The following is a 24216-nucleotide window of genomic DNA, read 5'->3' on the forward strand; positions in this document are numbered from 1 at the left end:
CTATGGCGTCCGGCCCTTTCAGCACAGTAGTTGATCGATGAAAACCCCTCTCTGGTTCCCGCAAAGCTTCTTCGCCCGCACCTTGTGGCTGGTGCTGATCGTCGTGCTGTTCTCCAAGGCACTGACGCTCGTCTACCTGCTGATGAACGAGGACGTACTGGTCGACCGCCAGTACAGCCACGGTGTAGCACTGACGTTGCGCGCCTATTGGGCTGCGGACGAAGAGAACCGTGACAAGATCGCCGAGGCCGCGGGCCTGATCCGGGTCACCGGCTCCGGTGTGCCGGAGGGCGAGCAGCACTGGCCTTACAGTGAAATCTACCAACGCCAGATGCAGGCCGAACTGGGCGATGACACAGAAGTGCGCCTGCGCATCCACGCGCCGCCCGCGCTGTGGGTGAATGCCCCGAGCCTGGGCCCTGGCTGGCTGAAAGTGCCGCTGTATCCGCACCCGCTGCGCGGGCAGAAGATCTGGAACGTGCTCGGCTGGTTCCTGGCCATCGGCCTGTTGTCCACGGCCTCGGCGTGGATCTTCGTGCGCCAGCTCAACCAGCCGCTCAAACGCCTGGTGTTCGCCGCTCGCCAGCTGGGCCAGGGGCGCAGCGTGCGGCTGCCCATCAGCGATACCCCCAGCGAGATGACCGAGGTGTACCGCGCCTTCAACCAGATGGCCGAGGATGTCGAGCAGGCCGGTCGCGAACGTGAGCTGATGCTCGCCGGGGTGTCCCACGACTTGCGCACACCGCTTACAAGGCTGCGTTTGTCGCTGTCGCTGATGGGCAATGAAAGCGATCTCAGTGACGACATGGTCCGTGACATCGAGGACATGGACGCGATTCTCGACCAGTTCCTGGCGTTCATTCGTGACGGGCGTGACGAGCCGGTGGAGGAGGTCGACCTGAACGACCTGATCTACGAAGTGGTGGCGCCCTACAACCAGCACAAGGAGCAGGTGCGCCTGTGCCTGGAGCCGATTCCGCCCTTCCCGCTGCGGCGGGTGTCGCTCAAGCGCATGCTCGGCAACCTGATCGGCAATGCCCTGCATCACGCCGGCAAGGGCGTCGAGGTGGCAGCCTATGTGTCGGGCGATCAAAGCGCGCCCTATGTGGTGCTCAGTGTGCTGGACCGTGGCGCGGGGATCGACGAGTCGGAGCTGGAGACCATCTTCAACCCGTTCATTCGCGGTGATCGGGCGCGGGGCGGCAAGGGCACCGGGCTGGGGTTGGCGATCGTGAAGCGGATTGCAGCGCAGCACGGCGGCAATGTGGAACTGCGCAATCGCTCCGGTGGCGGGATCGAGGCACGGGTGAGATTGCCGCTGGGGCTGTTGCTGCCGCGCAACGCCGTGTAAAGACAAGCCCAAGCTCTTGTAGGAGCCAGCCTTGCTGGCGAAAAGGCCCGCACCGACAGCACTGAACGGTTGCCTTGCGCTGCCAGTACTGGCCCCTTCGCCGGCAAGGCCGGCTCCTACAGGGGTAGCGTATGCTGCTTATCCTTTACCCTTGGTCCGCGTCTGATTCGGCCCGCTGTTCTTCTCCAGGTGCTCGATGATCATCCCGGCCACGTCCTTGCCGGTGGTCACCTCGATCCCTTCCAGCCCCGGTGACGAGTTCACCTCCATCACCAGCGGCCCATGGTTCGACCGCAGGATATCCACCCCCGCCACGCTCAAGCCCATCACCTTGGCTGCGCGAATGGCGGTCATGCGCTCCTCGGGGGTGATCTTGATCAGGCTGGCCACGCCACCGCGATGCAGGTTGGAGCGGAACTCGCCCGGCTTGGCCTGGCGCTTCATCGAGGCAATCACCTTGTCACCCACCACGAAGCAGCGGATATCGGCGCCGCCAGCCTCCTTGATGTACTCCTGGACCATGATGTTCTGCTTCAGGCCCATGAACGCCTCGATCACCGACTCCGCGGCCTTGGTGGTCTCGCACAACACCACGCCGATACCCTGGGTGCCTTCGAGCACCTTGATCACCAGGGGCGCGCCATTGACCATCTGGATCAGGTCGGGGATGTCGTCCGGGGAGTGGGCGAAGCCGGTGATGGGCAGGCCGATGCCGCGGCGCGACAGCAGCTGCAGGGAGCGCAGCTTGTCCCGCGAGCGGGCGATGGCCACCGACTCGTTGAGCGGGTAGACCCCCATCATCTCGAACTGGCGCAGCACCGCGCAGCCGTAGAAAGTGACCGAGGCACCGATGCGCGGGATCACCGCGTCGAAACCTTCCAGCGGTTTGCCGCGGTAGTGGATCTGCGGCTTGTGGCTGGCGATGTTCATGTAGGCCCGGAGCGTGTCGATCACCACCACTTCATGGCCCCGCTGGGTGCCGGCCTCGACCAGGCGGCGGGTGGAATACAGACGCGGATTGCGCGAGAGCACAGCGATCTTCATGCAGCACCTGTGACAGGGGAAAGGGTGGCCGGGAAGGCCGGTTTGTCCTGGACGTACTTGAGGCCGGGGTTGACCACCAGCTGGCCGTGGATGAGTGCCTTGGAGCCAAGCAGCAGCCGGTAGCGCATGTTCTTGCGGCAGGCGAGGGTGAACTCGACCTCCCAGACCCGGTCGCCCAGCGCCAGGCTGGTGCGAATCACGTAGCGGGTTTGGGCATGGCCGTTGGAGCTCTTGATGGTCTTCATGGTCACCAGCGGTGCCTCGCAGCGGCGATGGCGTAGTTGCACCACCGAGCCCAAGTGCGCGGTGAAGCGTACCCACTGCTGGCCGTCGCGTTCGAAGGGCTCGACATCTGTGGCGTGCAGGCTGGAGGTGCTGGCGCCGGTGTCGATCTTGGCGCGCAGGCCAGCGACACCGAGGTCGGGCAGGGCGACCCACTCGCGCAGGCCGATCACAGTCAGGTGGTCAAATGTCTTCACGAAGCGTGCCCTGCGGATGAGGTGGTGAACTGTAATGACGGCACGGATTTTTTGCATCCGTCAGTCACGGTAGTACAGTTCCGTGAAAGACAGAATTCGAGGAAAAACCATGGCACAAAAGCCTGACGACGATGACAAGGTGCGCCTGGACAAGTGGCTGTGGGCGGCGCGCTTCTACAAGACCCGCGCCCTGGCCAAGGCGGCCATCGAAAGCGGCAAGGTGCACTGCCGGGGCGAGCGTTGCAAGCCGGGCAAGGAGCCGCGGTTGGGCGACGAGTTCGTGCTGCGCACCGGCTTCGACGAGCGCACCGTGGTGGTGAAGGCATTGTCGGTGGTGCGGCGAGGGGCGCCGGAGGCGCAGACACTGTATGAGGAAACGCCCGAGAGTGTGAAGCGGCGTGAGCAGGCGGCCGAAATGCGCAAGGCGGGTGCGATGGGGGTGACTACCGACGGGCGGCCGACCAAGAAGCAGCGGCGGCAGATTCACCAGCTGCATGGCAGTTTCGAATGATCATTGCCTGAACTCGTAGGAGCCAGCCTTGCTGGCGAACGTGCGTATTGGCACCGTTCGCCAGCAAGGCTGGCTCCTACAGGGCCGTGATCAGGCTGCGCGGATGACGCTCATCCGCCCGACCAGCGGCAGTTTGCCGAGCAGATCAAACAACGGCGCCGTCCAGCGCACCAACGCCGCGCTGGCTTTGGCTGCCAGCGGCGTGTGGCAGCTCCAGCCCAAGGCCAGCACGGCCATCAGCAACCCGCCGATGTAGTCGTCCTGCCCCCAGTGCGCGCCCGCCACCAGGCGCGGCAGCATGAACAGGCAGGCCAGTGCCCAGATCGCCAGGTGCTGCACCAGGCGTCGGCTGAACAGGCTCATGAACAGCGCCCAGATCAGCAGCACCGAAGCGTGGTCGCCCGGGAAACTCTGGCTCGAGCGGTCCTTGAGCTCCCACTTCTTTTCCAGGTTCGGGTAGTAGTCGCTCAGGTGGACGGCGTTGTCGAACACCATCGATGGGCTATTGTGCTGCCAGCCCATTGCGCTGACCCACTTGGAAAACAGCGCGCGAATCACCACTAAGAGGAGCAGGGTCACGAGGAAGGCGAAAAACGCCTGGCGAACATGGATGGCCTTGAACACCCAATCGCCGCGAACCAGCAGCGACAGCATGATCAACCCGACCAGGATGTCGAACGGTCGCAGGCTGCCGACCGCCCAGATGGAGCGCCAGATCACGTTGTCGGCCAGCGGGGCATTGAGGCTGTGGAACAGCCACTCGTCGAAAGTCAGGCAAAGGATCTGGCCAACGGGCCACAACCAGAAACACAGTAGGGCGATGGGCAGCAGCGTGCAGGCTACCAAAGGGCCCCAGGACCACCTTGCTTGGAACAGTGGTCGATTATCCATAAAATACCTCGATCTCCAGCGGCAAATGAGCGCTTTGCGAGCGCTCTACGACAGACCTTTCAGTCTCCTGTAATTATTTTGTAATCATTTTCAGAAAGCCAGACAACCATGAGCGACTTGCCAGATACAGATTTCACCCAACGCTTCCTGTTCGACGACCGCGACGTACGCGGCGAGATGGTCGCGCTGAAACGCAGCTACGCCGAAGTGCTGGCCAAGCACGCTTACCCGCGCCCGGTCAAGCACCTGCTGGGCGAGCTGATGGCTGCTGCCGCACTGCTGGTCGGCACCCTGAAGTTCGATGGGTTGCTGGTCCTCCAGGCGCAGTCCCAGGGCCCTGTGCCGCTGCTGGCCATCGAGTACACCAGCGAGCACGACATTCGCGGCCTGGCGCGCTTCGAGGCCGAGCAGATCAAGGAAGACGCGCGCCTTGCCGACCTGATGCCAGGCGGTCACCTGGTGCTGACCATCATTCCGGTCAACGGCCAGCGTTACCAGGGCACCGTCGAGCTGGACGGGCAGAACCTGTCGGAGTGCTTCACCAACTACTTCGTCATGTCCCAGCAGGTGAACACCTGCATTTCCCTGACCGCCGATGGCGTGCGCGCCCGCGGCCTGCTGGTGCAGCAGCTGCCGGCCGAAATCCACAAGGATATCGAGGAGCGCGAGGAAAGCTGGGCCCACGTCAAGGCCCTCGCCAACACCGTCAAGGCCGAGGAACTGCTCGGCCTGGACAACGAAACCGTGCTGCACCGCCTGTACCACGAGGACGCGGTTCGTCTGTTCGACATCCAGCCGCTACGCTTCCGTTGCAGCTGCTCGCGCGAGCGCTCCAGCAACGCCCTGGTCAGCCTCGGCGAGCAGGATGCCAAGGCGTTGGTCGAGGAATGCGGCGGCCAGGTCGAGATCGATTGCCAGTTCTGTAACGAGCGCTATCTCTTCGATGCGAGCGATGTTGCGCAATTGTTCGCGGGTGGCGGTACTGACGTACCGTCAGAAACTCAGCACTGAAACGCTTCACTACAGGACATTCTCCTGTCGAACCGCGCAAAAGCGCAGTTCTGACAGGAGGGGCCTACTTTTTTTGGGCGTTTCTGGCATAATCCGGCCACTTTTTTCGCTGTAGTAGTTTGAAACAGGCCACTACAAAACGTTTGGAGCACTCGGCCTCGGGCCGGATGGGGTATCTCATGACGCAAGCCAACAACACCGTGTACACCGACCTGAGCGTCGATGACCTGGTAAAAGAAGCGCTGCAACGCGGTGAAGGTGTGCTGGCCGATACCGGCGCACTGGTCGTCGAGACAGGCCACCGTACTGGCCGTTCGCCAGCTGACCGTTTCATCGTTGACGAACCGAGCACCTCTGCCGCCATCGCCTGGGGCCCGATCAACCGCAAGTTCCCGGCCGACAAGTTCGATGCCCTGTGGGACCGCGTCGAGGCGTTCAACAACGCCCAGGACCACTTCGTCTCCTACGTTCACGTAGGTGCGGCCGAAGAACACTACCTGCCGGTCAAGATGACCACCCAGACCGCCTGGCAGAACCTGTTCGGCCGTTGCCTGTTCATCAACCCGGCCCAGTACAACCCGGCCGGCCGTGGTGAGTGGCAGGTCCTCAACGTCGCCAATTTCGAGTGCGTGCCTGAGCGTGACGGCACCAACTCCGACGGCTGCGTCATCATCAACTTCGCCCAGAAGAAGGTGCTGATCGCGGGCATGCGCTATGCCGGCGAAATGAAGAAAGCCATGTTCTCGGTGCAGAACTTCCTGCTGCCGGCCGCTGACGTGCTGCCGATGCACTGCGCCGCCAACATCGGCGAGAAAGGCGATGTGACCCTGTTCTTCGGCCTGTCCGGCACCGGCAAGACCACCCTGTCGGCCGACGAAAGCCGTTACCTGATCGGTGACGACGAGCACGGCTGGGGCGAAGGCGTTGTCTTCAACATCGAAGGCGGCTGCTACGCCAAGTGCATCGACCTGTCCGAGAAGAACGAGCCAGTCATCTGGAAAGCCATCAAGCACGGCGCGGTACTGGAGAACGTCGTTCTCGACGGTAACCAGCACGCCGACTACGCCGATGTCAGCCTGACCCAGAACAGCCGCGCCGCCTACCCGCTGGAGCACGTTGCCAAGCGTTCCGAGAAGAACCTGGGTGGTGAGCCGAACGCGGTAATCTTCCTGACCTGTGACCTGACCGGCGTGCTGCCGCCAGTGTCGATCCTGAATAACGAGCAGGCGGCCTACCACTTCCTGTCCGGCTACACCGCGCTGGTCGGTTCCACCGAAATGGGTTCGGGCGGCGGCATCAAGTCGACCTTCTCCACCTGCTTCGGCGCACCGTTCTTCCCGCGTCCGGCTGGCGAGTACGCCGAGCTGCTGATCAAGCGCATCAAGGGCTTCGATTCCAAGGTCTACCTGGTCAACACCGGCTGGACCGGCGGTGGCTACGGTGTTGGCAAGCGCTTCAGCATCCCGACCACCCGTGGCGTGATCGCTGCCATTCAAAGCGGCGCGCTGATCGGTGCCGAGACCGAGCACCTGGACATCATCAACCTGGACGTGCCGAAGTCTGTTCCAGGCGTCGAGACCGAGCTGCTCAACCCGCGCAACACCTGGGCTGACAAGGCTGCCTACGACGAAGCCGCCAAGGGCCTGGCTGGCCTGTTCATCGAGAACTTCAAGAAGTTCGACGTGTCCGACGCCATCAAGGCTGCTGGTCCGCAGCTGTAAGCGGTAGACGGTTTGAAACAGAAAGCCGCCCTTCGGGGCGGCTTTTTTGTTTCCGAGGTCATGGCCATTGCTGTCGCGAATGCAAGATGCGGAGGATCTCGACCTCGTCATTCTGTACCTGGTAAATCATCACGTAATTGGGGATTACTATAATTTCGTGCGTACCAGCACTTCTGCCGGCCCTGTAGAGGTGAGGGAACCGAGTGGCGCGCCTGGCTTTGTCCCTGAAGGCTTCATCCAGTGCCACTGCCGCCGCCGGATTATCCTCCCCGATAACGGTCATGATGCGCAGACGGTCCTTTCGAGCCATTGCCGACCAGACAAGGCGCATCAGCGTTTTTGGGCTCTTAACTCGGCACGGCGGGCGGCGAAGAGTTTTTCGACGGCTTCGTCATCCATTGCAGGTGATGGATCGCGGCGGCTGGCCTCGACTTGCTCGATGAACCAGGCTTCGTAGGCTGCAGCCTCATGGGCCCGCTTGAGCGCTCGGGAACGGTCCGGTCGCTGGTAGGTGCCGATTTGCTCCGGGTCCCAGGTCGAGCTGTCGACTTCGAAATGGTCGATACCAAGCTCATGCAGGTAGCTGACCAGTGTTTCGAGCTTCTTGAACAGACGGACGTTGCCGCTACGCTGTGCGGTGAGTATGTGCTCTTGATCGTTGACGTCTACCTGGATAGCCCAGCCCCCGGGTTGGCCAACGATGTGAGTGGCGTTGATTCGGCCGTTCTCAACCAAGCGACTGAGATTGGCATGATCCAGTTGTTGAGTAGGCACGGGGGTATGTCTCGGCTTCATGGAAAGTGAACCATCATATGCAATCTATTGTTGATTGCGACTATAGGCGTTCCCAGATCTCTGTGGGAAGCTTCGCTGGTAATTAGAAGAAAACTCAGGGTGTCCCATGACTGAATCTCCTCAGCGTTCTGCCTTCTCCCACTTCCACCCCATCCTCACCCGCCCTCAGGACAACGACCACAACGGCCACCTCGCCGGCTCCACCGTGCATGCGTTCTTCGAAACCGCCATCCAGGCCTTCCTCGTCGAGCAGGCCGAGCTGGACCTGCGCGACGGCGAACTGGCCGGCTTCGTGGTGAGCTCGAGCGCGGACTTCTTCGCCCTTCCGGGTTTCCCGGATGTACTCGAAGTGGGCTTGGGCGTGACCCGCCTGGCCGGCAGCACGGTGGAATTCCGCCTGGCACTGTTCCGCCCGGGCGAGGTCGAGGCCTGCGCGGCCGGCTCGCTGGTGCAGGTGTTCGTCGAGCGTGCCTCCGGGCGGCCAGCGGCGCTGCCGGAGACGCTGCAACTGATCCTCGCGGGGTTGTCGCTCAATCGTTGACGCGGATGATCCCCTCGCGCACGGCGAACAACACCAGCCCGGGCACGTCGTGGATCTGCAGGCGGTGCATGATCTGCGAGCGGTGCGCCTCGACGGTCTTGATGCTCAGGCCCAGGCCGTCGGCGATGGAGCGGGTGGTCTCGCCGCGGGTGATCAAGCGCAGGATCTCCAGCTGGCGCTTGGTCAGGGGTACCTGGGGCGGTGCCGAGGTGCGCTTTCGGCTGTGCCGGAGGGCTTGGCCGATGACCATTGGCAGCACCGCCGACGACAAAAACTGACCGCCACTGCGCAGCGTCAGCAAGGCCTGCTCCAGCTCCGCCACCGTGGCGTTCTTGAGCAGGAAACCGTGGGCGCCGAGTTGCAGGCAATTGAGCACATGCTCCAGTTGCGAGCGCGCCGAGAACATCAGCACACGGCTGGCCGGGGCGCGGATGAACAACTCCTGCAGGGCCTGCTGGCTGTCCAGCTCGCCGCTCATGTCGAGTACCACGATGTCTGGCTTGAGCTTTTCCGCCAGGCTCACGGCGGTCATGGCGTCGCCGGTGTCGCCCACCACGGCGAAGTCTTTCTTCTGCTCCAGCAGGGCGCGCAGGCCGGCGCGGAAGAGGGGCGAGTCGTCGGCAAGCAGGATTCGGCAAGGCATGGATAAGGGCCTGTTTCGCAAGGGAAGGGGGGCGGCAGGCCTGCTCGATCCGAAAGCGCACTGCCGCGCGGTAGCGCGATCAGTCCTTGTCTGCCGATGGGCGCGGCAGTGCCTCTCATCATAGGCGCTTGAATACCGATGGCAGTAACGGGCGCAGGGGCAGGTCCAGTTCGTGGATGCTCTCGCTGTGGCCGATCATCAGCAGGCCGCCGGGACGCAGGTGCGCCAGTACTTGCCGGAGCATGCCACCTCTGTGGCGTGGCGCCAGGCTCGACAGCAGGTTGCGCAGGAGGATGACGTCGAAACGGCCCAGGTGTTCGGGCAGTGGCCGGATCAAATTGATCGCTTCGAAGCGCATCCGCTCGCGCAAGGCGGGCGCGATGCGCAGGCGGCCGGCCATCTCGCCGATGCCGCACAGGCAGTGGCGGGTCAACCAGCCTTCGGGAAAGTAGCGGGCCTGGGCAATGTCGTAGATACCGGCGCTGGCATGTTCCAGGCGTTGCGTGTCGAAGTCGCTGGCCAGCACTTGCCAGCCGGGCAGCCGGGCGTGCTCGGCTGCGACCATGGCCAGGCTCCAGGCTTCTTCGCCAGTGGCGCAGGCGGCGCTCCAGAGGCGTGCGGGGTGGCCAAGAGCGGGCAGCCAGCGGGCCAGCCATTCGAAATGGCGGTGCTCACGGAAGAAGTAGCTGTCGCGAGCGACCAGCAGACGCAGCAGCTGATCGTGCTCCAGCGCGTCCTGCTGTTGGTCGAGCAGCGTGAGGTATTGATCGAAGTCGCTCAGGCGATGGGCTTTCAGGCGCTTGTGCAGGCGCGCCGCGACCACGGCTCGGCGGTCGTTGGCCAAGTACACGCCGGTAGCTTGCTCGACCCGCTGGCGAATGCGCGCAAAGTTGTCTTCGCTGAGCAGTGGCGGGCGCGGCATCCTTCAGGCTCCCTTGGCCTTGGATGAACGGATGGCCGTGATGATCGCGCGCATTCCCTGCGTCCTGTCTGGAGTTGGTGGAGGGGATGATAACTAGTGGCTACTGGCCTCCATATCGGGGGCGCCCTTAATCCCCTGCTGTGCGCGCAAACGAAAAAGCCCTGCCGGTTAGGGCAGGGCCTTAGGTGACAAGCTTACGCCTGGCGATCAGTCGCGCCAGTGACGCTTGTGCTTGCGGTGGCCGTAGTGGTGGCCACGGTCGTAGTAGCGACGGTCGTCGTAGTCACGACGGTAGCGGCGCGAGTCGTGGCGCTCGTCTTCGTCGGCCTTGTTGCCCATGTAGTTGCCCAGTGCGCCACCGGCGCCACCACCGGCTGCCGCGCCGATATAGCTGCCGGTGGTGCCGCCCATGGAGCGACCCACCACGTTGCCGCCGGCCGCGCCCAGTGCGCCGCCGATGGCCGCTTCACCACGTTGGCGCTTGTCGGCACCCAGGGCACCGCCGGCCGCGCCGCCCAAGCCCGCACCAATGGCGCCGCCGGTGCTACCACCGATGGAGTTGCCCACCACGGAGCCCAGTACCCCACCCAATGCGCCGCCAATGCCGGCCTCGGTGGTGCCGCCTGCCATGGCAACGCCGCTGAGCAAGCTGAAAGACAACAACAGAATCGAGGAGTACTTCTTCATCAAGAGAGCCTCAGAGGGATGACGAAGCGGAATTTGAGGCTCGGCGAGGCGCGTGGCAATTGAAATCCGACGAGTAGCACGAGTTGTACACAATTCTCTAAGTTATTGAATTATGTATGAAACTTTCTCGAATTTCGGTGGTCTGAGCTATTTATGACGAAGCCCTGATCCGTTGCGGAGCAGGGCTTTTTTGTGGGTGTCGATCAGGGCTCTGTAGGAGCGGCCTTGTGCCGCGAAAGGGCTGCGCAGCAGCCCCAGGGTTTAAGTGTTCACGCAATGTTCGCCGGGGCCGCGTTGCGGCCCTTTCGCGGCACAAGGCCGCTCCTACAGGAGGGGCGGCACACGGCTCAGATGATTCGACCGTTGTCCCGCGCGCGTTCCAACTTGATGGCGATGAACTTCGATGTTGGCGTGTGGCTGCCATCGCCGATGCTTTCCAGCGGCACCAACGGGTTCACTTCCGGATAGTACGCCGCCGCCTGGCCGGCGGGAATGTCGAACGCCAGCAAGGTGAAACCCTGCACCCGGCGCACATGCTCATCCCCCCACAGCGACACGATGTCGACCTTCTGCCCCGGCTGGAAGCCCAGGCGGATGATGTCCGCCTCGTTGACGAACAGTACGTCGCGCTGGCCGCGCACGCCGCGGTAACGGTCGTCCATGCCGTAGATGGTGGTGTTGTACTGATCGTGCGAGCGCATTGACTGCATGATCAGGTCCGGCACCTGGCCGCTGGCGCGCACACGTTCGTCGAGCAGGCTGTCGGGCAGCAGGTTGGCCTTGAAGTTGGCGCGGCCGCTGGCGGTCTTCCACTGGCGACTGCCGGCGCTGTTGCCCAGGTAGAAGCCGCCGGGCAGGCTCAGGCGCTGGTTGAAGTCGGCAAAGCCCGGAATGGTGTCGGCGATCAGGTCGCGGATGCGGTCGTAGTCGGCCACCAGCCAGTGCCAGTCCACCGGCTGCTTGCCCAGGGTGGCGGCGGCGATGCCGGCGACCACCGCCGGCTCCGAGCGCATCTGCCTGGACAGCGGCTTGAGCTGGCCGTTGGAGGCGTGGACCATGCTGAACGAGTCCTCCACAGTCACCGCCTGCGGGCCTTCACCCTGCAGGTCGATGTCGGTGCGGCCCAGGCACGGCAGGATCAGTGCCTGCTTGCCGTGGACCAGGTGGCTGCGGTTGAGCTTGGTGCTGATATGTACGGTCAGTTCGCAGTTGCGCAGCGCCTGCGCGGTGCGCTCGGTGTCCGGCGTGGCCTGGGCGAAGTTGCCGCCCAGCCCGATGAACACCTTGGCCCGGCCGTCGAGCATGGCGTGTATCGCCTCGACGGTGTTGTGCCCGTTGTGGCGCGGCACCGGGAAACCGAAGCGCTTCTCCAGGGCGTCGAGCAGGAACACCGGCGGGCGTTCGTTGATGCCCATGGTGCGGTCGCCCTGCACGTTGCTATGACCGCGCACCGGGCATAGGCCGGCGCCCGGCACGCCCAGGTTGCCGCGCAGCAGCATCAGGTTGACGATTTCCTGGATGGTCGGCACCGAATGGCGATGCTGGGTGATGCCCATGGCCCAGCACATGATCACCCGCTTGCCCTTGCAGTACATGCGCGCCGACAGCTCGATGTCGGCCAGGGTCAGGCCCGATTGCGCCTGGATCTGCTCCCATGGTGTGGCCTCGACCACTGCCAGGTAATCGTCCACGCCATGGCCGTGTTCGGCGATGAAGGCGTGGTCGAAGATCGGCGGTTCGCCGTTTGCGTGGGCTTCGCGCTCCCATTGCAGCAGGAACTTGGCCATGCCGCGCAGCAGCGCCATGTCGCCGCCCAGGGCTGGGCGGAAGAATGCGGTGTTGGTCGGGCGGTCGGTGTTGGTCAGCATCTCCAGTGGATTCTGCGGGTGCTGGAAGCGCTCCAGGCCGCGTTCCTTGAGCGGGTTGACGCAGACCACCTGGGCGCCACGCTTTACTGCGTCGCGCAGCGGGTCGAGCATGCGCGGGTGGTTGGTGCCGGGGTTCTGGCCCCAGACGAAGATCGCATCGGCGTGCTCGAAGTCGTCGTAGGTGACCGTGCCCTTGCCCACTCCCACGCTCTGCCCTAGGGCTACGCCGCTGGCCTCGTGGCACATGTTCGAGCAATCGGGAAAATTGTTGGTGCCGTAGGCGCGCACGAACAGCTGGTACAGGTAGGCCGCTTCGTTGCTGGCCCGGCCGGAGGTATAGAACTCGGCCTGGTCCGGGCTGGCCAGGTTGTTCAGGTGTCGGGCGATCAGGGCGAAGGCGGCATCCCAGTCGATCGGCTGGTAGCGGTCGGTGGTCGGGTCGTAGACCATCGGCTCGGTCAGGCGGCCCTGGTACTCGAGCCAGTAGTCGCTCTGCTCAAGCAGCGCGCTGACGCTGTAGCGGGCGAAGAATGCCGCGTCGACACGGCGCTTGGTGGCTTCCCAGTTGACCGCCTTGGCGCCGTTCTCGCAGAACTTGACCATGCCGCTTTCGGGCGAGTCGCCCCAGGCGCAGCCGGGGCAGTCGAAGCCGCCGTTCTGGTTGGTCTTGAGCAGGGCGCGGATGTTCTTCAGGGCGTTGTCGCTGCCCACCCAGGCCTTGGCCACGCTGCGCAGCGCGCCCCAGCCGCCGGCAGGGCCGGGGTAGGGTTTGTAGCGGGGGGTAGAGGCGGGGGCGTTGTCTGGCAGTTTTTCGTAGGAGGTCACGGCTGTTGCTACTCCGCCGCTGGGCTGAACACCCGCGGTGCGCTGTGTTTGGGCAGATGGATGAGGTTGAGGTTGTGCTTGCGCGCCCATTGCAGGGCAAGGCCTGTGGGCGCAGAGAGGCTGACCAGGGTCTGGATGCCGGCGCGCAGGACTTTCTGGATCAGTTCCAGGCTGCAGCGGCTGGTGACGATGGCCAGGCCGCCCGTGGTGTCGATGCGTTGGCGCAGCAAGGCACCGATCAGCTTGTCCAGGGCGTTGTGCCGGCCGATGTCCTCGCGGCCCAGCAGCAGCTCGCCGTCGTGGTCCATGAACAGTGCCGCGTGCACCGCGCCGCAGTGCTGGCCTAACGGCTGAAACGCATCGATGCGCTGGCGCAGGTCCTTGAGCCAGTGCGCGGGCGGCAGGGGCGCGCCGGGCAGCACGTCGAGCTCGGGCAGCGCCTGCTCCAGGGCCTCGACGCCGCACAGGCCGCAACCGCTGGTGCCGGCCAGTTGGCGGCGCTGGTTCTTCAGGTTCCAGAAGGCGCGGCTGGAAATTTCCAGGTCGGCATACAACGCCGAACCGCTGCCGGACAGCTTCACGTCATAGATTTCATCGGTACCGGCGACGATGCCGCTGCCCACGCTGAAACCCACGGCGAAGTCTTCCAGGTCGGTGGGGCTGACCAGCATCACCGCCTGGTTCAGGCCGTTGTAGACGATGGCCAGGGCCACTTCCTCGGCCAGCGGCGTGCTGTCATGCGCGGCATCGGAGAGCTGGACATAGTCGTAGGTGTTGCTGGCGGCGGGTAGGGCCAAAGGCGTGGAGGCCGCGCAGACCGGGGGCTTGCTGTTCATTCGAGCGAATACCGGCGGCAGTTTGACCCCACAAGCCTAGGCTGGTGGGAAAGTGCCGTCTAATCGCTAGCGTCTATGCCGTGATAGAGCGCGTCGATCGGTCGCAGGGGGGCGAGGTGGGCGATCCTGGCCTAGACTGCTGCTTCCATGGATTCACCATCAAAGGAGCGCCACATGAGCCTGTTCAGTTTCGTGAAGGAAGCCGGCGAGAAGTTGATCGACCTGCTGACGCCGGGCAATGCCAATGCCGAAGAACAGTTGAAGAAGCACGTCCAGGAAGTCGGCCTGGGCAACCCGAACATCTCGGCCACAGTAGAGGGTGACAAGGTCATCCTCAAGGGTGAGGTGAGCAGCCAGGAGGAGAAGGAGAAGATCATCCTGGCCGCCGGCAATATCGCTGGCGTGGCCTCGGTGGATGACCAGATCACCGTGACCGGGCCGATTACCCAGGCGGCGAAGTTCGTCACGGTAGAAAAGGGCGATACCCTCAGCGCTATCTCCAAGAGGGTGTATGGCGACGCCAACAAGTACAACAAGATCTTCGAGGCGAACAAACCGATGCTCAAGCACCCGGACAAGATTTATCCGGGGCAGGTGCTGCGTATTCCAGACTGAAGGGGGTCGCCTGTAGGAGCGGCTTCAGCCGCGATGCGGGCATCACGGTGCCCGGCACCCGCTTCGCGGGTGATCGCGGCTGAAGCCGCTCCCACAGGGTGAATGGGCCGTTACAGCCCTTCCAGCAATGCCCGGTAATCCTCGACCGCCGCAAACTCCTGGGTGTCCCGTGGTTCAGCCCGGCTATCCGGCTGGCGCACCGCCAGCAGGTGCCCCACTCCGAACTGCCGGGCGCTGCGCAGGATCGCCAGGGTATCGTCGATGAACAGGCTGCGCGCCGGTTCAAAGCCGATATCCGCTTGCAAGGCATCCCAGAACTGCGGGCTCTCCTTCGGGTACCCATAATCATGCGAGCTGATCAGCCGTTCGAAATACGGCGCCAGTTCCACCCGTTCCAGCTTCAGTGACAGTGAGTCCCGGTGCGCATTGGTGATCATCACCACCCGCTTGCCCGCCTTGCGCACGGCTGCGAGAAAGGTGTCGGCATCGGGTTTCAGGGCGATGAGGTCGGCGATCTCCTGCTTTAACTCACGGATCGGCAGGCGCAGCTCGCGGCTCCAGAAATCCAGGCAATACCAGTTGAGCGTGCCGGCATGCTGCTCGAACAAGGGGCGCAGCTCAAGCTCGGCCATGGCCCGGCTCACGCCATGCAGTTCGGCATAGCGCTGGGGCAGGTGCTCCAGCCAGAAGCGGTTGTCGTAATGCAGGTCGAGCAGGGTACCGTCCATGTCCAGCAGGACGGTATCGATGGCGGACCAGGGAAGAACGGGCATGGGAAACTCTCGATCGGTCGGCAAGCCACGGTATAGTAACCCGTTCACGCCAAGGAGCCGCACCATGCGCCAGAAACCCACTGTCCTCAGCCGCGAAATCGTCGCCAGCAGCCGCCTGTTCCGGGTCGAAGCCGTGCAGTTGCGCTTCTCCAACGGTACCGAGCGTACCTACGAGCGCCTGGTCGGCCGCGGCAACGGCTATGGCGCGGTGATGGTCGTGGCCATGCTCGACGCCGAGCATGCGGTGCTGGTCGAGGAATACTGCGGTGGTACCGACGAATACGAACTCTCGCTACCCAAGGGCCTGATCGAGCCTGGCGAGGACGTGCTGGCCGCCGCTGACCGGGAGCTCAAGGAAGAGGCCGGTTTCGGCGCGCGCCAGCTGGAGCACCTGACCGAGCTGTCACTGTCGCCCGGCTACATGAGCCAGAAGATCCAGGTGGTGTTGGCCACGGACCTGTACGAAGAGCGCCTGGAGGGCGACGAGCCTGAGCCCATGCGTGTCGACAAGGTCAACCTGCGTGAGCTCTCGGCCCTGGCCATGCACCCGCAGTTCACCGAAGGTCGCGCGTTGGCGGCGCTGTACCTGGCCCGTGACCTGCTGATCCAGCGCGGGGTGTTGAGCGTATGAACGATCGGCAGTTGATGCAGGACGTGGTGACCCTCGCCCTTGCAGCGGGGGAGGCGACCCTGCCGTTCTGGCGTGCGGGTGTCGCCGTGACCAACAAGGCCGACGATTCGCCGGTCACGGCTGCCGACCTGGCCGCTCATCGGGTTATCGCCGAGGGCCTGCAGGCATTGGCGCCACAGATCCCAGTGCTTTCCGAGGAAGATTGCGACATTGCGCTTGAGACGCGTGCCGCCTGGCAGCGCTGGTGGCTGGTCGACCCGCTGGACGGCACCAAGGAGTTCATTGCCGGCAGCGAGGAATTCACCGTCAACATCGCGCTGATCGAACGTGGCGAGGTGGTGTTCGGGGTGGTGGCGATGCCGACCAACGGGCGCTGCTACTTCGGTGGGCGCGAGCTGGGGGCCTGGCGCGTCGAGCGTGATGGTGCCGCGCAGCCGATCCAGGTGCGTGACGTGCCGCCAGCGGGGACGAACTTCACGGTCGTCGCCAGCCGTCGTCATACCAGCCCGCAGCAGGAGGCACTGCTGGCCGGGTTGAGTGGGGCGGTGGGTGAGCTGGAGCTGGCCAATATTGGCAGTTCATTGAAGTTCTGCCTGCTGGCTGAGGGGAGTGCCGACTGCTATCCGCGGCTGGCGCCGACTTCTCAGTGGGATACGGCAGCTGCGCAAGGCGTGCTCGAAGGCGCCGGGGGCGAGGTGATCGGGCTGGACGGGTTGGCGTTCAGGTATCCGGCGCGGGAATCGCTGCTCAATCCGTTTTTCCTGGCGTTGCCTCGTGCTGCCGAGTGGCGTGCGGCGCTTGTCCGGTTGGCCAGCGTGATCAACGATTGAACGCGTCGGGGCCGCTTTGCGGCCCATCGCGGGTAAACCCGCTCCTACAGGTTCAGCGGTATCCCTGTAGGAGCGGGTTTACCCGCGATGGGTTGCGCAGCAGCCCCAAGGCTTCAGCGATGCAGCACGTACTGCCCGCTGAACTTCACCGCAGGCTCGGCGCTACCCTCGTTGCACACCACCGTCTCCAGCGTCAGCCGCGCCCGCCCTCGGCGCTGGTACATCGCCAGGAACCGCTCCCAGGTCTTCTCGTCCGCTGCCGGGCAGCTCGCTATCGCCGTGCCAGTGACCGGCAGCGGATAGCTGATCTGCCCTTCCTGAATGACGATATGCCCGTCATCGATCCCCAGCGCACGCAAACGCAGGTGCAACCAGCCCCAACCCGCAAGTACCGCGCCGCAGTACAGGCTGCCGCCGAACATGGTGCTCTTGTGGTTGACGTTGGGCGCCAGCGGTAGCTTCAGGCGCAGGCAGTGATCCTGCCAGTCAATGACTTCCATGCCCATTTCGCAGGTCAACGGGATGTCGCCGTGCAGCACGGCCTGCAGGTACTGGCTATCGGTGTTCATTGACGGTTGTCCTCCTGGTCGTCGTGCGCGCCGCTACCGCCATCGAAGCTCAGGCCGTGCTTGCGCAACTTGTCGTGCAAGGTCTTGCGCGGGATACCGAGGGCTTCGGCGAGGCTGCGCATCGAACCGTGGGGCTGGGACAGTTCGGCGGCGATCAGCGAACGTTCGAAATGTTCGACCTGCTCGCTGAGGTTGCCGGTCGACACGGGGCCTTGAACATCATGGGGGCTGGCGGGCGCCTGGCCATCCAGGGCCAGTTCCAGACCGAGGGCAAAGCGTTCGGCGGCGTTCTGCAGCTCGCGCACGTTGCCCGGCCAGTCGTGGCGCAGCAGCAGGGCGCGCTGGGCCGGTTGCAGGGTGTGCGGCGGCAGGCCATGACGCTCGCTGGCGGCATCGGCGAAATGCTGGAACAGGACGAGGATGTCGTCGCCCCGTTCACGCAGGGCTGGAATCCGCAGCGGCGCGACATTCAGGCGGTAGTAAAGGTCGGCGCGGAAGCGCCCCTGGTCGGCGGCCTGGCGCAGGTCTTCCTTGGTCGCGGCGATGATGCGGATATCCAGCGGGATCAACTGGTTGCCGCCCAGGCGCTCGACCACGCGCTCCTGCAGCAGGCGCAGCAGCTTGACCTGCACGTCCAGGCTCATGCTCTCGATCTCATCGAGGAACAGGGTGCCGCCATTGGCGAACTCGAACTTGCCGATACGGCGCTTCTGCGCGCCGGTGAAGGCACCGGGCTCGTGGCCGAACAGCTCGCTCTCGACCACCGACTCGGCCAGGGCGCCAGCGTTGATCGCCACGAACGGCCCGTCGCGGCGGCTCGAGAGATCATGCAGTGCGCGAGCGACCACCTCCTTACCGGCGCCGGTCTCACCGAGGATCAGTACGTCGGCCCGGGTCCCGGCGAGGGCGCCGATCTGCTCGCGCAGGCGCTGCATCCCGGCCGACTGGCCAACCAGGCGCGTGGCCAGTTGCTGGCGATCGCTCAACGCCAGGCGCAGGCTGCGGTTGTCCAGCACCAGGCGGCGCAGGGCCAGGGCGCGGCGCACGCTGTCGAGCAGGGCGTCGGTGGCGAAGGGCTTCTCGAGGAAGTCGTAGGCGCCGGCGCGCATGGCCTGCACCGCCAGCGGCACGTCGCCGTGACCGGTGATCAGCAGCACCGGCAGCTCGCTGTCGCGGGCGTGCAGTTGTTCCAGCAGTTGCAGGCCATCGATGCCGGGCATGCGGATATCGCTGACCACCACACCCGGCCAGTCGGCCTCGATGCGTGCGGCCAGGCCTTGGGCATCGGCCAGTGGCACGACCTTGAGCCCGGCCAGGTCGAGGGTCTGGCTCAGGGCCTGGCGCAGGTGCGGGTCGTCATCGACCAGGATCACCTGGGCACGGCTGTCGATCAGTGTCTCGGTGGTCATGCCGAGGTGTCCTCCGAAGATTGCAGGTTGGCGCCGGGCTTGGCCACGCGCAGTTGCAGGGTCAGCAGGGCGCCGCCTTCCGGGTGGTTGGCCAGCAGCAGTTCGCCGCCCAGGGCGCGCATCAGGCTTTCGCAGATGGCCAGCCCCAGCCCCAGGCCCTGAGTACGGGTCTTGGTGGTGAAGAACGGCTCCTTGGCATGTTCCAGTGCCTGGCGGCTGAAGCCGGGGCCGTTGTCGCGGATGTACAGGTAGACGCAGTCGTCCCGCCGTTCGGCACTCAGCCAGAGCTTGCGTGGGTTGGCTTTCTCGGTCAGGGCGTCGAGGGCGTTGGCCAGCAGGTTGCCCAGTACCTGGCGCAGGCGTGTTTCGCCCGCCTGCACCCACAGGGTGGCCTCCGGCAGGTCACGCACCAGCTCCACGGCCATGGCCCGGCGGCGCTTGGCCAGCAGCGCCAGGGCATCGTCCAGCGCCGGTTGCAGGGCCACGCTTTCCGGGGCGTGGCGGTCGCGGCGGGCGAACGCGCGCAGGTGGGCGATGATCGAGGCCATGCGGCCGGTCAGTTCACCGATCAGCTTGAGGTTGCCGCGCACGTCCTCGGAACGTTGATGGTCGAGGAGGATCTCGGCGTTTTCGGCGTAGCTGCGGATCGCCGCCAGCGGCTGGTTGAGTTCGTGGCTGATGCTTGCCGACATGGTGCCCAGCACCGACAGCTTGCCGGCCTGGACCAGTTCGTCCTGGGCGCGCACCAGCTCCTGCTGGGTGTTCTCGCGCTCCAGCACCGCGCTTTTCAGCCGGGTGTTGAGGCCTTCGAGGTCGGCGGTGCGTTCGATCACGCGCTTTTCCAGTTCCTGGCGGGCACGGGCCTCGAAGTCGATGCGGTCGATGTAGTGGCGGCGGCGTTGCATCACCAGGCCCGCCAGGAGCATGGCCACCAGCAGCGCGGCGCCGCCGATGGCCATGACGGTCTGTACCGAGCGGTCGACCAGCGTGCGCGGCGCGAGGATGCTGACCTGCCAGCCGGTCTCCTTGATGTCGCGGGTCTGGATCAGCCAGGCGGCCTGGTCGAGCGTCAATGGCTGAGGGGCCTGGGTCGGGTAGGGCTGGATGGCGATGATCGCCTGGCGCTCGGTTTCGGTCAGCTCGCGGGTGGCGCGGAAGCGCCAGTCCGGGCGGGAGGTCAGCACCACCACGCCGTTCTGGTCGGTCAGCAGCAACTGTTCCGGGGTGCGGCCCCAGAGGGTTTCGGTGTGGTCGAGGTCGACCTTGACCACCAGCACGCCGATCACCCGCTCGCGGTCGTGCACCGCCGCGGCGAAGAAGTAGCCGCGCTTGGCCGATGTGGTGCCCTGGCCGAAGAAGCGCCCGAGGTGGCCTTCCATTGCCTCGATGAAGTAGGGGCGGAAGGAGAAGTTGCGGCCGAGGAAGCTGTCCGGTTTGTCCCAGTTGGAGGCGGCCAGGGTGTTGCCGCTGACGTCCATCAGGTACATCACTTCGGCGCCGGTCTGGTGGGTGATGTCCTTGAGCAGGCGGTTGGCGTTGGTCACCGCCTCGAGCTTGAACGGGTCGGCCAGCACGCCACGCAGGGCCGGCAGGTCGCCGAGGATCTGCGGCAGGGTCTCGTAGCGGTGCAAGGTGCCGAGCAGGTTGGCCACGTAGAGGTCGAGGGTCTGGCGGTTCTGCGAGGCCAGTTCGTCCTGGTAGTAGCGTTCGGCGAGGTGGTGCAGCGGCCACAGCAGTGGCGCCAGGCACAGGGCCAGCAGCGCCAGGCTGCGCCAGCGGGGGCGGCGTGGAGGCGTGGGTCTTGGAATCATCGCGATCATTGCGCCAGAAAAGTCTGGCGCAATTATGCGCTACTTCAGGCAGTCGATCAGCGCTTCATGCCAATGCGGCTGGCTGACCTGCCATTCCCGGGCCAGACGCGAGCAGTCCAGGCGCGAGTTGAGCGGACGCTTGGCCGGCGTCGGGTACTCGCTGGAGGGGATCGGCAGCAGCTCGGCGCAGGGCAGGCCCCGTGCCTTGAGCTGTTCGCCGATGGCCTGGGCGAAGCCGAACCAGGAGGTCTCGCCCTGGGCGGTCAGGTGGTAGGCGCCCCAGGCACCGGCCTGGCCTTGCTGCCAACGCTCGACCAGCGCACGGGTGCTGGCGGCGATGGTGGCGGCCCAGGTGGGCGCGCCGATCTGGTCGTCCACCACCTTCAACTGTGGCCGCTCTTGCAACAGCTTTTGCATGGTCAGCAGGAAGTTGCGCCCATGCAGTGAGTAGACCCAGCTGGTGCGCAGGATCAGGTGCTGGCCAGCCACTTCGGTAATCGCCTGTTCGCCCGCCAGTTTGCTGCTGCCGTAGACACCCAGGGGGTTGGTCACGTCATCTTCCGTGTAAGGCGTGGCCTTGGTGCCATCGAACACATAGTCGGTGGAATAGTGGATCAGCGGCACGCCAAGGCGCGTGGCCTCTTCGGCGAGCACCCGCGGGGCTTCGGCGTTGATGGCGAAGGCCAGCTGCGCTTCGCTTTCGGCCTGGTCGACCGCCGTGTGGGCGGCGGCGTTGATGATCAGGTCGGGTTTGAGCTGGCGCAGCGGTTCGCGCAAGGCCTCCGGCCGGGCGAGGTCGAGCCGGTCGCGGCCGAACGACAGCACCTCGCCCCGGCCGTCCAGCGCGCCCTGCAGGGCCTGGGCGACCTGGCCATTGTGGCCACAGACGAGGATCTTCATGGGAACAGCTCGGCTTCGTGCAGGAAGGCACCGGCCTGGTCCTTGGCCGACAGGATGGGCGGCGCCTCGAGGCCCCACTCGATCCCCAGCTCAGGGTCATCCCAACGGATGCAGCGCTCGGCCTTGGGGTTGTAGTAGTCGGTCGTCTTGTACAGGAAGTCGGCCGTTTCGCTCAGTACCAGAAACCCATGGGCAAACCCCGGCGGGATCCAGAACTGCGTGTGGCCCTTGGCGCACAGGCGCGTGGCGACCCATTTGCCGAAGGTCTTCGAGCTGCGGCGGATATCCACCGCCACGTCGAGCACTTCGCCCTGCACCACCCGTACCAGTTTCCCCTGAGGGTTGTCGATCTGGTAATGCAGGCCGCGCAGCACGCCACGTTGCGAGCGCGAGTGGTTGTCTTGCACGAAGCCCGCCTCGAAGCCGGCCTTTTCGGCGAATTCGCGGGCGTTGAAGCTTTCGAAGAAGAAGCCACGGTCATCACCGAACACTTTGGGCTCGATGATCAGGACTTCAGGTATCGCAGTCTTGACGATGTTCATGGGGTCTCTTCAGCCAACTTTTGCAAATACTGGCCGTATCCTGTCTTTTTCAACTCCGCTGCCTTGGCCAGAAGGCTGTCGCGGCCGATCCATCCCTTCTGGAAGGCGATTTCCTCGAGGCAGGCCACTTTAAGGCCCTGGCGATTCTCGATGGTCTGCACGTACTGCGCCGCTTCCAGCAGGCTTTCGTGGGTCCCGGTATCGAGCCAGGCAAAGCCGCGGCCGAAGCGTTCGACGCGCAGGTCGCCACGCTGGAGGTAAGCATTGTTGACGTCGGTGATCTCCAGTTCGCCACGGGCGGAGGGGCGAATATCCTTGGCGATCTTCACCACGTCGTTGTCGTAGAAGTACAGGCCGGTCACGGCGTAGCTGGACTTCGGCTGCGCGGGCTTCTCTTCGATCGACAGCGCACGGCCTTGCGCGTCGTACTCGACCACGCCGAAACGTTCCGGGTCCTTGACCCAATAGCCGAACACGGTGGCCCCCGAGGCGTGGTTGACCGCCCGCTGCAACTGCTCGCTGAAGCCTTGGCCGTGGAAGATATTGTCACCGAGGATCAGGCACACCGAATCGTCGCCGATGAATTGCTCGCCGATCAGGAACGCCTGGGCCAGGCCGTCGGGCGAGGGCTGCTCGGCATAGCTGATGTTGATGCCGAACTGGCTGCCGTCGCCGAACAGCTGGCGGTACTGCGGCAGGTCACGGGGCGTCGAGATCAGCAGGATGTCGCGGATCCCGGCCAGCATCAGCACCGAGATCGGGTAGTAGATCATCGGTTTGTCGTAGATCGGCAACAGTTGCTTCGACACACCGAGGGTGATCGGGTGCAGGCGGGTGCCGGATCCACCGGCCAGGACAATACCTTTAGTCATGCGATCAGGTCCTTGAAGTCGGAGTTGCCCAGACGCTCGCCCTGGTAGCTGCCATCCTGAACGTGTTTGCACCAGTCTAGGTTAGCGAGGTACCACTGGACGGTCTTGCGCAGCCCTGTGAAGAAAGTTTCATCCGGTTTCCAGCCTAGCTCGTGTTCGATCTTGCTGGCGTCGATGGCGTAGCGCAGGTCGTGGCCGGGGCGGTCCTGGACGAAGGTAATCAGGTCTTTGTAGCGGGCCACGCCGGCCGGGCGGCGCTCGGGCGCCAGCTCTTCGAGCAGGTCGCAGAGGGTGTGCACCACGTCGAGGTTCTTCTGCTCGTTGTGGCCGCCGATGTTGTAGGTTTCACCGACCTTGCCGGTGGTCACCACCGTCAGCAGGGCGCGGGCGTGGTCCTCGACATACAGCCAGTCGCGTACCTGCTGGCCGTTGCCATAGACGGGCAGCGGCTTGCCGGCCAGGGCGTTGAGGATCATCAGCGGGATCAGCTTCTCGGGGAAGTGGTACGGGCCGTAGTTGTTCGAGCAGTTGGTGATCAGCACCGGCAGGCCATAGGTGCGCTGCCAGGCGCGCACCAGGTGGTCCGAGGCGGCCTTGCTGGCCGAGTAGGGCGAGCTCGGCGCATACGGGGTGGTTTCGGTGAACAGGTCGTCGGCGCCGTGCAGGTCGCCGTACACCTCGTCGGTGGAGATATGGTGGAAGCGGAACGCCGCGCGAGCGTCGGCGGGCAGGCGGGTCCACCAGGCGCGGGTGGCCTCCAGCAGGGCATAGGTGCCGACGATGTTGGTGTGGATGAACGCGGCCGGGCCGTCGATGGAGCGGTCGACATGGGACTCGGCGGCCAGGTGCATGATGGCCTGCGGCTGGAAGCGCTCGAGCAGGGCGCTCACCGTGGGCTGGTCGGCGATGTCGGCCTGGACGAACTCATAGCGGCTGTTGCTGGCGATGCCTTGCAGCGATTCCAGGTTGCCTGCGTAGGTCAGCTTGTCGAGGTTGAGTACTTCGTGCTCGGTGTTGTCGATCAGGTGGCGGACCAGTGCCGACCCTATGAAGCCGGCGCCGCCAGTGACGAGAATGCGCATGTGTTTTGTCCCTGCAGCTAGTCGATTTAAGAGGTGTGGCGTGGTGCTGCCGTCGGC

26 protein-coding genes are annotated in these 24216 nt (G+C 64.6%); 8 read left to right on the plus strand and 18 right to left on the minus strand.

Annotated features, from left to right (window positions below; genetic code table 11):
• Positions 1-37 precede the first annotated feature (37 nt).
• Entirely contained in the window at positions 38-1351 is a 1314-nt protein-coding gene (locus NGM28_RS10120) for an ATP-binding protein (RefSeq protein ID WP_011531655.1), read from the plus strand.
• A 138-nt stretch (positions 1352-1489) separates the two neighbouring features.
• On the opposite strand, the gene rimK is transcribed toward NGM28_RS10120, so the two are convergent.
• A complete protein-coding gene (rimK, locus tag NGM28_RS10125) occupies positions 1490-2395 on the minus strand; it encodes a 30S ribosomal protein S6--L-glutamate ligase (protein WP_011531656.1) in 906 nt (301 codons plus the stop codon).
• Positions 2392-2874 carry a retropepsin-like aspartic endopeptidase RimB gene (gene rimB / locus NGM28_RS10130; RefSeq protein WP_240064018.1) on the minus strand — a complete coding sequence of 161 codons (483 nt, stop codon included), beginning with the start codon at positions 2872-2874 and terminating at the stop codon, positions 2392-2394. The genes rimK and rimB overlap by 4 nt, the downstream gene beginning before the upstream one ends.
• Before the next feature lie 109 nt (positions 2875-2983).
• On the opposite strand from rimB, the gene NGM28_RS10135 reads away from it, so the two are divergent.
• Positions 2984-3385 (plus strand): RNA-binding S4 domain-containing protein, encoded by a 402-nt coding sequence (locus tag NGM28_RS10135; RefSeq protein ID WP_252090001.1) that lies wholly within the window; start codon positions 2984-2986, stop codon positions 3383-3385.
• A 90-nt stretch (positions 3386-3475) separates the two neighbouring features.
• Here NGM28_RS10135 and NGM28_RS10140 read toward each other — a convergent pair whose 3' ends face one another.
• Complete coding sequence (locus tag NGM28_RS10140; RefSeq protein ID WP_252090002.1) at positions 3476-4276, minus strand: phosphatase PAP2 family protein; 801 nt, start codon at positions 4274-4276, stop codon at positions 3476-3478.
• A 108-nt stretch (positions 4277-4384) separates the two neighbouring features.
• On the opposite strand from NGM28_RS10140, the gene hslO reads away from it, so the two are divergent.
• Together hslO and NGM28_RS10150 are read left to right on the plus strand one after the other, a co-directional pair.
• On the plus strand, positions 4385-5287 hold the full coding sequence (gene hslO, locus NGM28_RS10145) for an Hsp33 family molecular chaperone HslO (protein ID WP_252090003.1): 903 nt from the start codon (positions 4385-4387) through the stop codon (positions 5285-5287).
• 179 nt (positions 5288-5466) lie between these two features.
• Positions 5467-7008: a phosphoenolpyruvate carboxykinase gene (locus NGM28_RS10150; RefSeq protein WP_240064014.1), complete on the plus strand. Its 1542-nt coding sequence runs from the start codon at positions 5467-5469 to the stop codon at positions 7006-7008.
• A 58-nt stretch (positions 7009-7066) separates the two neighbouring features.
• Here NGM28_RS10150 and NGM28_RS10155 read toward each other — a convergent pair whose 3' ends face one another.
• A complete protein-coding gene (locus NGM28_RS10155) occupies positions 7067-7339 on the minus strand; it encodes a type II toxin-antitoxin system RelE/ParE family toxin (protein ID WP_286088961.1) in 273 nt (90 codons plus the stop codon).
• Positions 7339-7803 (minus strand): ParC-related protein, encoded by a 465-nt coding sequence (locus NGM28_RS10160; RefSeq protein WP_286088962.1) that lies wholly within the window; start codon positions 7801-7803, stop codon positions 7339-7341. Before NGM28_RS10160 ends, NGM28_RS10155 begins: the two co-directional genes overlap by 1 nt.
• Positions 7804-7909: 106 nt before the next feature.
• Between NGM28_RS10160 and NGM28_RS10165 the strand changes: the two genes are divergently transcribed.
• On the plus strand, positions 7910-8344 hold the full coding sequence (locus NGM28_RS10165) for an acyl-CoA thioesterase (RefSeq protein WP_213659151.1): 435 nt from the start codon (positions 7910-7912) through the stop codon (positions 8342-8344).
• Here NGM28_RS10165 and NGM28_RS10170 read toward each other — a convergent pair.
• The 5 genes from NGM28_RS10170 to fdhD all read right to left on the minus strand — a co-directional run bounded on the left by NGM28_RS10170 (position 8334) and on the right by fdhD (position 14125).
• Positions 8334-8987 carry a response regulator gene (locus NGM28_RS10170; RefSeq protein ID WP_252090005.1) on the minus strand — a complete coding sequence of 218 codons (654 nt, stop codon included), beginning with the start codon at positions 8985-8987 and terminating at the stop codon, positions 8334-8336. The two genes, NGM28_RS10165 and NGM28_RS10170, sit on opposite strands and share 11 nt — an antisense overlap.
• Before the next feature lie 118 nt (positions 8988-9105).
• Positions 9106-9909: a CheR family methyltransferase gene (locus NGM28_RS10175; RefSeq protein ID WP_252090006.1), complete on the minus strand. Its 804-nt coding sequence runs from the start codon at positions 9907-9909 to the stop codon at positions 9106-9108.
• Between the two features lie 207 nt (positions 9910-10116).
• The gene (locus tag NGM28_RS10180) at positions 10117-10596 is read right to left on the minus strand and encodes a YMGG-like glycine zipper-containing protein (protein ID WP_125462220.1); all 480 of its coding nucleotides are present in this window, start codon (positions 10594-10596) and stop codon (positions 10117-10119) included.
• Positions 10597-10943: 347 nt separating this feature from the next.
• Positions 10944-13289: an FdhF/YdeP family oxidoreductase gene (locus NGM28_RS10185; RefSeq protein ID WP_252090008.1), complete on the minus strand. Its 2346-nt coding sequence runs from the start codon at positions 13287-13289 to the stop codon at positions 10944-10946.
• 8 nt (positions 13290-13297) lie between these two features.
• Entirely contained in the window at positions 13298-14125 is an 828-nt protein-coding gene (gene fdhD, locus NGM28_RS10190) for a formate dehydrogenase accessory sulfurtransferase FdhD (RefSeq protein WP_240064008.1), read from the minus strand.
• 174 nt (positions 14126-14299) lie between these two features.
• On the opposite strand from fdhD, the gene lysM reads away from it, so the two are divergent.
• Positions 14300-14740 (plus strand): peptidoglycan-binding protein LysM, encoded by a 441-nt coding sequence (gene lysM / locus NGM28_RS10195; protein ID WP_252090010.1) that lies wholly within the window; start codon positions 14300-14302, stop codon positions 14738-14740.
• A gap of 110 nt (positions 14741-14850) precedes the next feature.
• On the opposite strand, the gene yrfG is transcribed toward lysM, so the two are convergent.
• Positions 14851-15513: a GMP/IMP nucleotidase gene (gene yrfG / locus NGM28_RS10200; RefSeq protein WP_240064006.1), complete on the minus strand. Its 663-nt coding sequence runs from the start codon at positions 15511-15513 to the stop codon at positions 14851-14853.
• A gap of 64 nt (positions 15514-15577) precedes the next feature.
• On the opposite strand from yrfG, the gene nudE reads away from it, so the two are divergent.
• A complete protein-coding gene (gene nudE, locus NGM28_RS10205) occupies positions 15578-16144 on the plus strand; it encodes an ADP compounds hydrolase NudE (protein ID WP_213659158.1) in 567 nt (188 codons plus the stop codon).
• Positions 16141-16974, plus strand: a complete 834-nt coding sequence (gene cysQ / locus NGM28_RS10210) for a 3'(2'),5'-bisphosphate nucleotidase CysQ (RefSeq protein WP_252090012.1) — start codon at positions 16141-16143, stop codon at positions 16972-16974. Before nudE ends, cysQ begins: the two co-directional genes overlap by 4 nt.
• A gap of 113 nt (positions 16975-17087) precedes the next feature.
• On the opposite strand, the gene NGM28_RS10215 is transcribed toward cysQ, so the two are convergent.
• From NGM28_RS10215 to rfbB, 7 genes are read right to left on the minus strand one after another with little or no spacing between them, the layout of a single operon-like run.
• Positions 17088-17543: a YiiD C-terminal domain-containing protein gene (locus NGM28_RS10215; protein ID WP_252090013.1), complete on the minus strand. Its 456-nt coding sequence runs from the start codon at positions 17541-17543 to the stop codon at positions 17088-17090.
• Positions 17540-18952, minus strand: coding sequence for a sigma-54-dependent transcriptional regulator (locus tag NGM28_RS10220; protein ID WP_252090015.1), 1413 nt, complete (start codon positions 18950-18952; stop codon positions 17540-17542). The genes NGM28_RS10215 and NGM28_RS10220 overlap by 4 nt, the downstream gene beginning before the upstream one ends.
• Complete coding sequence (locus NGM28_RS10225) at positions 18949-20763, minus strand: sensor histidine kinase (protein ID WP_252090017.1); 1815 nt, start codon at positions 20761-20763, stop codon at positions 18949-18951. Before NGM28_RS10225 ends, NGM28_RS10220 begins: the two co-directional genes overlap by 4 nt.
• A 39-nt stretch (positions 20764-20802) precedes the next feature.
• Complete coding sequence (rfbD, locus tag NGM28_RS10230; protein ID WP_252090019.1) at positions 20803-21663, minus strand: dTDP-4-dehydrorhamnose reductase; 861 nt, start codon at positions 21661-21663, stop codon at positions 20803-20805.
• On the minus strand, positions 21660-22205 hold the full coding sequence (gene rfbC / locus NGM28_RS10235; protein ID WP_240064000.1) for a dTDP-4-dehydrorhamnose 3,5-epimerase: 546 nt from the start codon (positions 22203-22205) through the stop codon (positions 21660-21662). The genes rfbD and rfbC overlap by 4 nt, the downstream gene beginning before the upstream one ends.
• Positions 22202-23077 carry a glucose-1-phosphate thymidylyltransferase RfbA gene (rfbA, locus tag NGM28_RS10240; protein WP_240063999.1) on the minus strand — a complete coding sequence of 292 codons (876 nt, stop codon included), beginning with the start codon at positions 23075-23077 and terminating at the stop codon, positions 22202-22204. Before rfbA ends, rfbC begins: the two co-directional genes overlap by 4 nt.
• Positions 23074-24159 carry a dTDP-glucose 4,6-dehydratase gene (gene rfbB, locus NGM28_RS10245; RefSeq protein WP_240063998.1) on the minus strand — a complete coding sequence of 362 codons (1086 nt, stop codon included), beginning with the start codon at positions 24157-24159 and terminating at the stop codon, positions 23074-23076. Before rfbB ends, rfbA begins: the two co-directional genes overlap by 4 nt.
• Positions 24160-24216: the final 57 nt, after the last annotated feature.

Origin of the sequence: Pseudomonas sp. MWU13-3659 (assembly GCF_023757525.1) — a bacterium.
Lineage (GTDB): Bacteria > Pseudomonadota > Gammaproteobacteria > Pseudomonadales > Pseudomonadaceae > Aquipseudomonas > Aquipseudomonas entomophila_E.

Excerpts from the sequence above, each read along its gene's own strand:
- rimK (WP_011531656.1), bottom strand. The coding sequence starts at position 2,395 with ATGAAGATCGCTGTGCTCTCGCGCAATCCGCGTCTGTATTCCACCCGC.
- nudE (WP_213659158.1), top strand. The coding sequence starts at position 15,578 with ATGCGCCAGAAACCCACTGTCCTCAGCCGCGAAATCGTCGCCAGCAGC.
- NGM28_RS10170 (WP_252090005.1), bottom strand. The coding sequence starts at position 8,987 with ATGCCTTGCCGAATCCTGCTTGCCGACGACTCGCCCCTCTTCCGCGCC.
- NGM28_RS10215 (WP_252090013.1), bottom strand. The coding sequence starts at position 17,543 with ATGAACACCGATAGCCAGTACCTGCAGGCCGTGCTGCACGGCGACATC.
- NGM28_RS10140 (WP_252090002.1), bottom strand. The coding sequence starts at position 4,276 with ATGGATAATCGACCACTGTTCCAAGCAAGGTGGTCCTGGGGCCCTTTG.
- NGM28_RS10175 (WP_252090006.1), bottom strand. The coding sequence starts at position 9,909 with ATGCCGCGCCCGCCACTGCTCAGCGAAGACAACTTTGCGCGCATTCGC.
- NGM28_RS10180 (WP_125462220.1), bottom strand. The coding sequence starts at position 10,596 with ATGAAGAAGTACTCCTCGATTCTGTTGTTGTCTTTCAGCTTGCTCAGC.
- NGM28_RS10150 (WP_240064014.1), top strand. The coding sequence starts at position 5,467 with ATGACGCAAGCCAACAACACCGTGTACACCGACCTGAGCGTCGATGAC.
- NGM28_RS10160 (WP_286088962.1), bottom strand. The coding sequence starts at position 7,803 with ATGAAGCCGAGACATACCCCCGTGCCTACTCAACAACTGGATCATGCC.
- yrfG (WP_240064006.1), bottom strand. The coding sequence starts at position 15,513 with ATGCCCGTTCTTCCCTGGTCCGCCATCGATACCGTCCTGCTGGACATG.
- NGM28_RS10155 (WP_286088961.1), bottom strand. The coding sequence starts at position 7,339 with ATGCGCCTTGTCTGGTCGGCAATGGCTCGAAAGGACCGTCTGCGCATC.
- rfbD (WP_252090019.1), bottom strand. The coding sequence starts at position 21,663 with ATGAAGATCCTCGTCTGTGGCCACAATGGCCAGGTCGCCCAGGCCCTG.
- lysM (WP_252090010.1), top strand. The coding sequence starts at position 14,300 with ATGAGCCTGTTCAGTTTCGTGAAGGAAGCCGGCGAGAAGTTGATCGAC.
- NGM28_RS10165 (WP_213659151.1), top strand. The coding sequence starts at position 7,910 with ATGACTGAATCTCCTCAGCGTTCTGCCTTCTCCCACTTCCACCCCATC.
- rfbC (WP_240064000.1), bottom strand. The coding sequence starts at position 22,205 with ATGAACATCGTCAAGACTGCGATACCTGAAGTCCTGATCATCGAGCCC.
- NGM28_RS10135 (WP_252090001.1), top strand. The coding sequence starts at position 2,984 with ATGGCACAAAAGCCTGACGACGATGACAAGGTGCGCCTGGACAAGTGG.
- cysQ (WP_252090012.1), top strand. The coding sequence starts at position 16,141 with ATGAACGATCGGCAGTTGATGCAGGACGTGGTGACCCTCGCCCTTGCA.
- NGM28_RS10120 (WP_011531655.1), top strand. The coding sequence starts at position 38 with ATGAAAACCCCTCTCTGGTTCCCGCAAAGCTTCTTCGCCCGCACCTTG.
- fdhD (WP_240064008.1), bottom strand. The coding sequence starts at position 14,125 with ATGAACAGCAAGCCCCCGGTCTGCGCGGCCTCCACGCCTTTGGCCCTA.
- NGM28_RS10225 (WP_252090017.1), bottom strand. The coding sequence starts at position 20,763 with ATGATTCCAAGACCCACGCCTCCACGCCGCCCCCGCTGGCGCAGCCTG.
- hslO (WP_252090003.1), top strand. The coding sequence starts at position 4,385 with ATGAGCGACTTGCCAGATACAGATTTCACCCAACGCTTCCTGTTCGAC.
- NGM28_RS10220 (WP_252090015.1), bottom strand. The coding sequence starts at position 18,952 with ATGACCACCGAGACACTGATCGACAGCCGTGCCCAGGTGATCCTGGTC.
- rfbA (WP_240063999.1), bottom strand. The coding sequence starts at position 23,077 with ATGACTAAAGGTATTGTCCTGGCCGGTGGATCCGGCACCCGCCTGCAC.
- rfbB (WP_240063998.1), bottom strand. The coding sequence starts at position 24,159 with ATGCGCATTCTCGTCACTGGCGGCGCCGGCTTCATAGGGTCGGCACTG.